This window comes from Roseateles sp., from assembly GCF_049240545.1.
Lineage (GTDB): Bacteria > Pseudomonadota > Gammaproteobacteria > Burkholderiales > Burkholderiaceae_C > Paucibacter_A.
Genome location: NZ_JBMLSK010000187.1, coordinates 1 through 10,748 on the forward strand (window position 1 = coordinate 1; position 10,748 = coordinate 10,748).

Genomic DNA, 10,748 nt, shown 5'->3' on the forward strand with positions numbered 1-10,748 from the left:
CGCCAGCCCCAGCGCCAGCCCCACCGCACCGCACCGCCACCTTGCCATTGCCCGCCCCTTGTTTGCCTAGGCGGCAAGGGTCAGGCTGCGTGGGCATCAGGCTCGTGAGCGTAGTCAGGCCTGGGCGAGCGGCCCCGCTGCTTCAGGCGCCGGATGTGAGCTTGCGCAGCTCGCTGCGCGCTGGGCGGCACCGTTGCTGAAGGGGGTCATCGGGCACTGAGCCTGCACGGCACGGCCATCGCACGGGCGGGACGTTACCCCTGTCGCCCGCTGGTCTGCACATGCCGCCAGGCGGCCCCATACATACACATGCTTTCGTTTATAATGCAGACAAAAAAGAGGGGCTCAATGTCCCGACAACAATCACATGCCAGCCCAGCCCGCTCGTGAACGCCACGGCGCGGGTTGGATTCATGGGGCTGGCCGGGCTGCTTGCCCGCGGCATGACACGCGTACCCCTGGCGCGATTTTTTCTTCGCTGCTGTCGTGTTGTGCCCATGACCACTTCCGTTGTCACCTGCCACAAGGCCCTGCTGGAGCGAACCCGCATCCACGGGCCCTCCCGGGAGGCCCAGCCCATTGCAGCCCGCCTGCATCAATCGGCTGGCCCGGTGACCGAGGACGACCAGGAAGAGGCTCTCTTGAGCGAGCCATCGCCACCCTTCCTGCGTGCGGCCGGCTGAAACCATCAGCCACCGCAGCCATTGCTAACCCCCATGCCCCAGGCCCTCTTCACCCGCCTGCGCCACTGGTGGGCCCGCCTGCAAGGCGGCGCGCCCGCCGCAACAACCGCCACGCCGCGGTTGCAGGCCCTGCGCGGCGGCCAAGACGCTACCGTGCTGGAAGCCACCACCACCCCCGCCGTCCCCTACGACGAAGCGCTGCTGGAGCGCGCCCGCACCCAGTGGCAGTTTGGTGATTGGCCCAGCCTGGCCACCCTCACGCGTGACACGCTGCAGCATCACCCTGACCGCGCCAAGCTCGCACTGTTGGCCGCCGCCGGCCACCAGCAGCTGGGCGACACCGCTGCGGCTCGGCAGTTCACGCGTCTGGCGCAAGACTGGGGGTGCAGCAAGAAGCTGGTGGCGCAGGTATTGATTGCCGGCGCCCACAACACCCTGGCCCGCGTGGCCGCCGCCGCTGGGCAGGTGCCGCGCGCGTTGAAGCATTTCCAGGACAGCATCGCCATCGGCACCCCCAATACCGATCTGGCCCTGGCCACGCAGGCGCGGGTGGGTCACCAGTGGCAGATGCTGGGGCTTACTGCGCCAGTACCCCTTCTGTCAAATGTGAACGGGGGAAGCGGCGCAGCCCATAACGACCCCCGAAGTCTGTCCATTCAGGGCCCTGCTTTGTCCACAACCCCGTTCTTGCAAGAACCTGCTGGCGCCGCGACCATGTTGCAGGCGCTCACGGTCGAACTACAGCAGCAAAGAGCGGACTTAGCCGACAGAATTAAAGAGCAGCAAGCTGAATTTGCAAATCATGCGGTGAAACAGAACAAAGATCTGTTCAAAGTTTCTGAGCAGCTCCAGAACGTGCTTAAGAAAGAAATGCTCAACGCTACCAAGCAGCTTGAGGCTTTCTTGAACGTGCAGGCGGCCTTGGCTGGTGGCGACATCATCCCCGGCCTGCACGGCTGGCCTATCAGCCCAGATTTGGCGGCCTACCTGATTGAGCTGATCCGCGCCAACGATTACGACTTGATCATTGAATTTGGCAGCGGCACGTCCACCGTGCTGATGGCCAAGGCCCTGGCGCAAGTGCAGAGGCGGCGTGCTGGCAGGCCGCCGGTGGTGCAGGTGGCCTTTGAGCACTTGGAGGCTTACCACGCCCAAACGTTGGCCCAGTTGCGCGCGGCGGGGCTTGAGCAGGCGGTCACGGTGCATCTGGCCCCGTTGGCGCCTTACCAAGCGTCTAACGGTAAGACTTATCCGTACTACAGCTGCCAAGAGGCACTTGCCGCCTTGTGCCCTGTAGCCGAAGCTGAGGGCTGCCGTGCACTGGTCTTGGTGGATGGGCCGCCAGCAAGCACCGGCGAGCATGCCCGCTACCCCGCTTTGCCGGTCCTGATGGCGAACTTGCCGCTTCCTCGCGTGGACTTCCTGCTGGACGACATGATCCGCAAGGACGAGCAGGAAGTTGCACAAATGTGGCAAGCCGAGCTGACGTCTGCCGGGCGCCATTTCAGTGCTGAAACCCTAAAGCTGGAGAAGGACGCCTTCCTCATCCGCGTTGTGTCCTGAACTTTTCTGCGGGACGACAAGCCTCTTCACACGTAGCCTCTTTCGGCCACCGCTAGAAAGCCTGCTCTTGAAAATCCTCACCGTATTCGGCACCCGCCCTGAAGCCATCAAGATGGCCCCGGTGGTCAACGCCTTGCATGCTGCGCCGGGCATTGAAAGCCAGGTTTGCGTCACCGCCCAGCACCGCCAGATGCTGGACCAGGTGCTGCATCTCTTCGACATCCAGCCCGACCATGACTTGAACATCATGAAGCCCGGGCAAGACTTGACGGACATCACGGCCAACATCCTGTTGGGGCTGCGCAGCGTGCTCAAGGCGCAACGCTATGACCTCCTGCTGGTTCATGGCGACACCACCACCACCATGGCCGCTAGCCTGGCGGCCTTCTACGAGAAGGTGCCCGTGGGCCATGTGGAGGCCGGGCTGCGCACCGGCAACATGTACGCCCCCTGGCCGGAGGAGATGAACCGCAGCGTTGTCGGGCGCATTGCCACGCTGCACTTTGCGCCCACCCGGCGCGCGCGCCAAAGCCTGGTGAGTGAAGGCATCAAAGACGGCGCCATCCACGTCACGGGCAATACCGTCATCGACGCCTTGCAACAAGTGGCCGAGCGCCTGCAGGCCGACCAAGCCCTGCGCCGCCAGTTCGACGAGCGATTCAGCTTTCTGCACCCTGAAAAGCGGTTGATCCTCGTCACCGGCCACCGGCGTGAAAACTTTGGTGATGGTTTCGAGCGCATCTGTTCAGCCTTGGCTCGCCTGAGCCAGCGGCCTGATGTGCAGATCCTCTACCCCGTGCACCTCAATCCTGCTGTGCAAGAGCCGGTGCGCCGCGTCTTGGGCCAGGCGCCGAACGTGCACCTGATCGAGCCGCAAGACTATTTGCCCTTCGTCTACTTGATGACCCGCTCTCATCTGATCGTGACCGACTCAGGCGGCGTTCAAGAAGAGGCGCCCTCCCTCGGCAAGCCCGTGCTGGTGATGCGCGATACCACCGAGCGCCCCGAGGCGGTTGACGCCGGCACCGTGCGCCTGGTGGGTACTGATGCAGACAAGATCGTCGGCGAATGCCAGCAGCTGCTGGACGACCCCGCTGCCTATGACCGCATGGCCCGCGCCCTCAACCCCTATGGTGACGGCCAAGCGGCAGCCCGCATCCTGGCGGCGCTGCATACTTTTCAATCACAAGACTAACCTGTATGTTCAACACCATTTCCATGATCGGCCTGGGCTACATCGGGCTGCCCACGGCCACGATGTTTGCCTCCCGCAAGAAGACGGTGATTGGCGTGGACGTCAACGAGCACGCCGTCAACACCATCAACCAAGGGCGCATCCATATCGTGGAGCCCGAGTTGGACATGCTGGTGCGTGCCGCCGTCAGTGAAGGGCACTTGCGTGCCACCTTGAAGCCTGAGCCGGCAGACGCCTTCCTCATTGCCGTGCCCACGCCGTTCAAGGACGGGCACAAACCCGATGTCAGCTATGTAGAAGCCGCTGCGCGGTCCATCGCGCCCGTGCTTGCCAAGGGAAACTTGGTGGTGCTGGAGTCCACCTCACCGGTAGGCACCACCGAGCAGATGGCCCAGTGGCTGGCTGAGGCCCGGCCAGACTTGACCTTTCCGCAACAGGCGGGCGAGGCGGCCGACGTTCAGGTAGCCTATTGCCCTGAGCGCGTGCTGCCCGGCAAGGTGGTGCATGAGTTGGTGAGCAATGACCGCGTCATTGGCGGCATGACTCAGCGAGCCAGTGACATGGCTATTGCGCTTTACAAGACCTTTGTACAGGGCGAGCTATTCCAGACCAACGCCCGCACGGCGGAAATGTGCAAGCTGACGGAAAACAGCTTTCGCGATGTGAACATTGCCTTTGCCAACGAGCTGTCCATCATTTGCGACAAGCTCAGCATCAATGTGTGGGATTTGATTCGTCTGGCCAACAGGCACCCACGCGTGAATATCCTGCAACCGGGCGCCGGTGTGGGCGGCCACTGCATTGCGGTGGACCCTTGGTTTATTGTGGACAGTGCGTCTGATGAGGCGCAACTTATCCGTTCTGCACGTGAGGTCAACGATTCCAAGCCCGAATGGCTGGTCGCGCGAATCAAAGCGGCGATTCTTGACATCTGTGCAAAACGCCCCGGAAGTTCCGTTCCCGACATCAAGGTCGCTTGTTTGGGATTGGCTTTTAAGCCTGATATTGACGACCTCCGTGAGAGTCCTGCGCTTGAGATCACTTCCGAGATCTCCAAACTGGAATGCCGCGTTCTCGCCGTCGAGCCAAACATTGAAGCTTTACCTTCTCGATTAGTGGCGTCTAATATATCTCTTGTCTCTCTAGAGGAGGCAATAGACTGTGCAGACGTCATATGTGTGCTGGTCAAGCATAAGCAGTTCGATAGGCTATATGAAATTGATCTGCAGAAGTTTGTGCTGGTGGATGCGGTTGGAATACGAAGTCGAAGAGATATGAGTTATTAAAGTAGATTGAAAGACAAATTTCTGTTGAAATTGGCTAATAGTAAAATTACTAAAGTATATTCGTGGGAGTCTCCTAAATGAAGTTTAGTTCGCACCTAATCGACGAACATGACTATCTATTTGCCCTCGATTGCGCCGCATTCGGACGCTTAGACCCACCCAAGTTCCCATCATGGCGAGTCCCAAGTCGACTAGCCTATTTGGTAAGTCATTCTTTTCCGTTTTCCACAAACGGATATGCCGTACGTACTCACGGGGTGGCCACTGCCCTTGCTCAGAGAGGACAATCTGTTGTTGTCGTGTCGCAACCGGGGAGGCCGTGGGATTTGCCGGGATTTGAGAATATTTCTTTCCCGAATCATCATGTTATCGACGGTGTGCGATACCTGCATTTAGAGCGGCCTTGCACATCGGCCATGCTACAGGAAGAGTATCTAAAGAGTTCTGCGCTTGCCATATATGAAATTTTGCGTCTCTTCAAGCCTAGTGCTGTGATGGCTGCGTCAAATTGGGAGAACGCTACGCCTGCAATTATTGCCTCGCGCCGACTAAAGCTTCCCTTCTTTTACGAAGTGCGTGGATTTTGGGAGGTTACGCATGCGTCAAATCTGCCAGAGTATGCAAACACCGCGGCGTTCCGTAGAGCAGTTGAGATGGAGACGCTGCTAGCCCGCGAAGCTGATCATGTTTTTACGCTGAACGACCCCATGCGCGACGAGTTGGTTCGTCGAGGAGTTGATCGTGGGCAAATTAGCCTTATGCCAAACGCCCATAGCGGCGCTCAGCCCTCAAGACTGCAAGCTCAGGCAGCCAAGGCCAGACTGGGCAGTAAGGCGCGGCACCTCGTCGGCTACGTTGGTTCATTCAGCCCCTACGAGGGCCTGGAGGACCTTGTTGGTGCATGCGCGAGACTTCGGGCAGAAGGGCTTGATCTCGATCTGGTGCTGGTCGGTTCATCTAACTCTCTGGGCGTAGGTGGAGATCAGGTGCAATGCCCGGCGAGTGCGAGATTACGCGAATTGGCCGCCTCCCTAGGAATTGCCGATCACCTGATCCTCACAGGCCGCCGCCCGACTTCCGAACTGCCGGATTTATATTCGGCGATCGATCTCGTCGTCATACCGCGCCGTCCGGTGGCTGTTGCGGATCTTGTATCGCCCGTTAAACCTTACGAGGCCGCGGCTTATTCGCGTCCCGTCCTCTTGTCCGACGTTGGCGCGCTAAAGGACCTCGGCAGGAGACTGCCCGGCTCGGTGTACTTCCAAGCTGGATCTGTGCCCTCAATGTGCGAGCAGATTCGCAACATCCTCAGCGTACCCGGTGGTCCCGTGGACCGAGTCGCTATGAACCTTGAGGCGCTGAGGCAGGCGACCTGGGTCGAATCTACTGCGCAGTTGGCAGAAGTGCTGGAAACGGGCAGGCCAGCTACGCATGAACCAGCACCCCTGGTATCGCCGAGTTGCACGCCCGGGAGCCAGGTGCTGATGCCGTCTGTCGCAGACGAACTAGTCGCTTTAGAGGCAGAACCGACTTGGTTCGAACTGTCAATGACCGAGGCCGATTACATACAGCTAGCGTTCGACATCCGCTACGTCGGCATCGGCAAAGCTGAACGGAAAAAGGCGGTTCTGTCGGTCGAGTACCTTGATGCTTCGGGCCAACTGATCGAAGGGCCATATGTGGGCTTCGCTCGCTCAGCTTTGGTTGGCTGGTACCAGTACCTTTATCCGGCAGCGGATGCAACTGATCGCCGGTTTGAAGTGGTGCCGTGCCGAGGTACCGCCCGGGCTCGAATTGGGCTGCGTTCCTTCAGCACAAAGGGGGATGAACGGGTACTGGTTTCGAACCGCATCGAGCTCATCTGGCACGACAACCGGGATAACCAAGCAGCGCACGCAAGGGCCTCAGGCTCCCCAGTGCTTGCTTGTCTACCGTTTGAAATGGCGCCCCAACCTGAGCGACGCAAGCCACGAGTCGCATCCATCTTGGATGCTTTCTCACACGCGTGTTTCGAACCCGAGTGTGACTTGGTCCCCATCACGCCAGGAGCCTGGAGGCGCGAGCTGCTCGGTAGCCAGATCGACTTTGTATTGGTCGAGTCAGCATGGCATGGCAATCAAGACAGCTGGCTGCACCGCGTTGCGAGCTTTGCTAAACCCCCGGGCGACGAGGTTCGAGACCTCCTGCGCTGGGCACGTAAGTTTGATGTCCCGACAGTGTTCTGGAACAAGGAGGATCCGCCCAACTTCGAACGGTTTATCGACCGGGCGGCAGACTTTGACTACATCTTCACCACTGACGAGAACTGCATCGAGCGATATCGGCAAAAAGTAGGTGGGGCTCGCGTCGTTGCTGCGCTCCCTTTTGCAGCGCAGCCGAAGATCCATAACCCGAACCTGACTCAACCACGGCTTGATGCGACGAGCTTCGCGGGTACGTATTACGCAGATGACTTCGAGCTGCGGCGCCGGGCGATGGACACCCTGCTACGGGTGTCTTCACGCTACGGGCTCGACATCTTTGACCGCATGCACGGCATAACAGGGAAGGACAGGGCGCGCTTCGCGTTCCCCTCAGACCTGCAGCCCTTCATACGTGGCTCTCTTTCCTACAGCGAGATGCTGCAGGCCTATCGCCGGTATCGCGTTGGGCTGAACGTGAACTCAGTTTCAGATTCGCCCACGATGTTTTCGCGGCGTGTCTTCGAACTGCTCGCCTGCGGCACCCCGGTGGTCTCGACAGAGTCTGTCGGTGTCGACCGGATTTTCAAGGGACTCGTGCCCACGGTCGAGAGCGAGCAGGAGGCTCTTGAGGCTCTTGATAGCTTGATGTGCGACGCAGGCCGGTGGTTACAAGCTTCCGTCAGGGGCACACGAGCTGTATTTGCAGAACATACCTATGGGCACCGGTTGGAGACGATCGCCCGAACGATTGGACTGTCCTCGTGCCCGCCACTGCGCCGCGAAGTCGTTGCGCTGGTGCGTCCAACTGGTGATCCCAAGAGACTCGTTCGGATGCTCATTGAGCAGATACAGGCGCCAGCAGCCATCGTCGTCATTGGTAGCTTTGGTTCGGATGACTCGGTGAAACGCTTTGCCGAAACGCTGAAGAGCGCTAATGCCCCAGTCGTGGCAATTCCGGCCCCAAACCTGCCGTCCTATCTGAGGAACCGTCACCCGAGCGCCGTCGTCGTTCTCATCGGTGGCGGGCACTACGGCTCTTCTTACCTGCTTGACGCACAGATCGCGCTAGAGGGCACAGAACCAAATGAGGCGTCTGGGATCGATTTTGCCCACGCCCCGGTAGACCTCAGTCGCTTGACATTTGACGAGGTGCGCTCGATTGGCATGACCACGGCCAGCGCCGACCCTGGCTCTATCGCGCTTCCCGCATCTAGCCCGTGGCTCGCCAAGGCTCTTTTCAGCTTCATGGCTGAGAGGGTCGACGACGGCATGCCTGTGCGGTCGCGCCCGCCGCTCGGTTTTCACTCTGAAACCATGGCCGCGTCTAACGACTACGGATTGCAGCTGAACTAAGCCATGCCCTTCTCTTCGAACATCAAGCTCCTGTTTTGCGGACATGACCTCAAGTTCATCACGCCACTGATACGGCAGATGGAGTCCGCGCCTGGTTACACCGTGAAGATCCTTGAACACAAGGGTCATCACATTAATGACCCGAAAGCCGCGGATGATGCGCTTGACTGGGCAGATGTGATCTTCTGCGAATGGGCTCTAGGTAACGCAGTTTGGTTCTCTGAGCGGAAGCGGCCTAATCAGGTGTTGATCGTTCGCCTTCACCTGCAAGAGGTACAGTCACGGAGTCGGATCGACTTCATTTGGCGTACCAATTGGGATAAGGTCGACCGGCTGATACTGATCACGCAGCACGTTTACGACTGGATGCGTGCTGAGTTCCCGGTGCTAGCGGGCAAAACGGCACTGGTCTACAACCCGATACCTGCAAGAACCGCCTACGCGCTTCCGAAATCCCCAGACAGCCGCTTCACGCTCGGCTTGGTCGGTGTTGTGCCGGCACGCAAAAGACTCGATTTGGCGGTTGCCGTTCTTCGACGCCTGCGCGAGACAGATGCGAGCTATAGCCTGCGAGTCAAAGGGGCGCTGCCAACTGATTACGCATGGATGGCGAATCGAACCGAGGAGATGGCTTGGTACACGCGCATCTTTGATGAACTTGCGGGTTTACGGAAGGCTGGCTCAGTCGTGTTCGATCCCCATGGCTCCGACATGGCGGGGTGGTATCAGGGCATCGGCCATATCCTCTCTGTCAGCGACTTCGAGGGCTCACACCAGGCGGTCGCCGAAGGTATGGCGAGCGGTTGCGTCCCTGCCATCCGCGACTGGGAAGGTGCTGGGCGAATTTACCCGCCAAAATATGTTGAGGGCTCCATCGAATCGCTCGCGGGAATGATCTTGCGGAACAGTCAACTCGAAACCTTTATGGCCGAGTCGGACTATGCACGGCGCTTCGCTCAAGAGCGGTTCGACAATGAGCCGACATGTTCTGCCCTTATCGGCATCATTGCGCAGGAGGTCCGCTTCAAGCGGCGTGGTCGTGTCTCGGCAGGGCTTGTACAGGAAGCAAGGCGCCGGCCGAACTTTCTGATCGTGGCCTACATCCCTGAAGGCTCTCGGTCTGGTTATCGAATTCGCGTCGAGCAGGAGATCCAAGCGTTGACCCAGCAGGGGTGCAAGGTTCACCTCGCCTGTCTCTTGCCGCGCCCTGAAGCGGGCTCATCCTCAGATGAGCAGAACCCAACTCGGGCGGCGCATAGCGACGAATTTACTGAGATGGGTTGTGAGCCGCATCTGATTGAAGTTGAAGACTTTTTCAGGATGAACGCCACGCCTGAGTCCTTTCAGGGCATTGCGGCCCAACTCATTGACATCGTCGAGCAATTCGACATCGATGTTGTTCACGCAGAGGCGCTGTATTGCGCCCGTGTCGCTTTAGCAGTCAAGGCCGCGAGACCGTCCACTGTGTTTTCCATTGACTGGCACGGTGTCGTCCCTGAGGAGGCGCGCATGGGTGGCGCCCACGAAGCGCGGATTGCCTCGCTTGAGAAAGCTGAACGGCAGCTGCTAGCGGCCAGCGATCTGAACGTATTTGTCTCGGAAGCGATGGGCACGCACTACCGCCGCAAATACGGCGAAATCTTGCCTGCCCAGGTGATCGTTCCCTGCTGTGTCTCTGACCGCCGGTTTGTCCAACCTGCCGAACCGAAGCGGCGCACGCTTTTTCCTCCTGGCTCTCTTGTCTTTGGCTATGCCGGCACGATGGCTGATTGGCAGTGCGGTGCGGAGATGATCGAGCTGTTTGCGGCGCTGCACCGCGAGGACGGGCGTTGCCGCTTTCTTCTGTTGGTGCCCAAGTCAGACCAAGACAAGGCGATCGAATACTGCACAGCCGCCCGGCTGCCCGTCGAAGCCATGGTGATGCTTGAGGTCCCGCATGACGAAGTGCCACTGAGGCTGCGGGACTGCGACGTTGGTGTGCTGATCCGGCGGCCAGACCCGGTGAATTTTGTCTCTTCTCCGACCAAGTTCGGCGAATACCTCGCTGCCGGACTCCCGGTATTGATGACCGACGCCATCGGAGACTACAGCCGTCTTGCCAGTGATCGGGTTGTTGGTTTCGTGCTCGACGCCCCATCACTCTTCGGAATCTCTAAGCGCTCGCTACCGCCAGAGTTGCTGCGGCGCGTTGTCGAGTTCGCCGTGCGTTCCGCAGCATCGCGCAATGTTGACGCGCCGCAGTGCCAGTCCGTTGCGCGCGAAGAGCTCCACTGGGAGGCTGCTTCCGCTCGCTGGTTGGCGTCATATGTTTCAGGTCCCGGATGATTAGCTACTGCAGAATGGACGTGCTCTGGTCTTCGGGCGCGATGTCCTGAAGGCAGTCATGGCAGCATTCACACCCGGGAGCCAGGCAACATGATGATCGCACTACACAAGAACGCCACGACCACCCCTGCGGTGCGGGCGCAGATCCAGCAGTCTTCGG

The 10,748-nt window shown here is 59.6% G+C and carries 6 protein-coding genes; all 6 read left to right on the top strand.

The features are described from left to right. The first annotated feature begins 497 nt into the window (after nucleotides 1-497). The 6 genes from ACOVRJ_RS11980 to ACOVRJ_RS12005 all read left to right on the top strand — a co-directional run bounded on the left by ACOVRJ_RS11980 (nucleotide 498) and on the right by ACOVRJ_RS12005 (nucleotide 10,588). Nucleotides 498-683 (top strand): hypothetical protein, encoded by a 186-nt coding sequence (locus ACOVRJ_RS11980; protein WP_422044077.1) that lies wholly within the window; start codon nucleotides 498-500, stop codon nucleotides 681-683. Between the two features lie 33 nt (nucleotides 684-716). Further along, complete coding sequence (locus tag ACOVRJ_RS11985; RefSeq protein WP_422044078.1) at nucleotides 717-2,246, top strand: hypothetical protein; 1,530 nt, start codon at nucleotides 717-719, stop codon at nucleotides 2,244-2,246. Nucleotides 2,247-2,313: 67 nt separating this feature from the next. Further along, nucleotides 2,314-3,441, top strand: coding sequence for a non-hydrolyzing UDP-N-acetylglucosamine 2-epimerase (wecB, locus tag ACOVRJ_RS11990; protein ID WP_422044079.1), 1,128 nt, complete (start codon nucleotides 2,314-2,316; stop codon nucleotides 3,439-3,441). Between the two features lie 5 nt (nucleotides 3,442-3,446). Beyond that, the gene (gene wecC, locus ACOVRJ_RS11995) at nucleotides 3,447-4,727 is read left to right on the top strand and encodes a UDP-N-acetyl-D-mannosamine dehydrogenase (RefSeq protein WP_422044080.1); all 1,281 of its coding nucleotides are present in this window, start codon (nucleotides 3,447-3,449) and stop codon (nucleotides 4,725-4,727) included. A gap of 77 nt (nucleotides 4,728-4,804) precedes the next feature. After that, nucleotides 4,805-8,263, top strand: coding sequence for a glycosyltransferase family protein (locus ACOVRJ_RS12000; RefSeq protein ID WP_422044081.1), 3,459 nt, complete (start codon nucleotides 4,805-4,807; stop codon nucleotides 8,261-8,263). Nucleotides 8,264-8,266: 3 nt separating this feature from the next. After that, the gene (locus ACOVRJ_RS12005) at nucleotides 8,267-10,588 is read left to right on the top strand and encodes a glycosyltransferase (RefSeq protein ID WP_422044082.1); all 2,322 of its coding nucleotides are present in this window, start codon (nucleotides 8,267-8,269) and stop codon (nucleotides 10,586-10,588) included. Nucleotides 10,589-10,748 lie beyond the last annotated feature (160 nt).

Coding starts and splice junctions, on each gene's coding strand:
- ACOVRJ_RS12000 (WP_422044081.1), top strand. CDS start 4,805: ATGAAGTTTAGTTCGCACCTAATCGACGAACATGACTATCTATTTGCC.
- ACOVRJ_RS12005 (WP_422044082.1), top strand. CDS start 8,267: ATGCCCTTCTCTTCGAACATCAAGCTCCTGTTTTGCGGACATGACCTC.
- wecC (WP_422044080.1), top strand. CDS start 3,447: ATGTTCAACACCATTTCCATGATCGGCCTGGGCTACATCGGGCTGCCC.
- ACOVRJ_RS11980 (WP_422044077.1), top strand. CDS start 498: ATGACCACTTCCGTTGTCACCTGCCACAAGGCCCTGCTGGAGCGAACC.
- ACOVRJ_RS11985 (WP_422044078.1), top strand. CDS start 717: ATGCCCCAGGCCCTCTTCACCCGCCTGCGCCACTGGTGGGCCCGCCTG.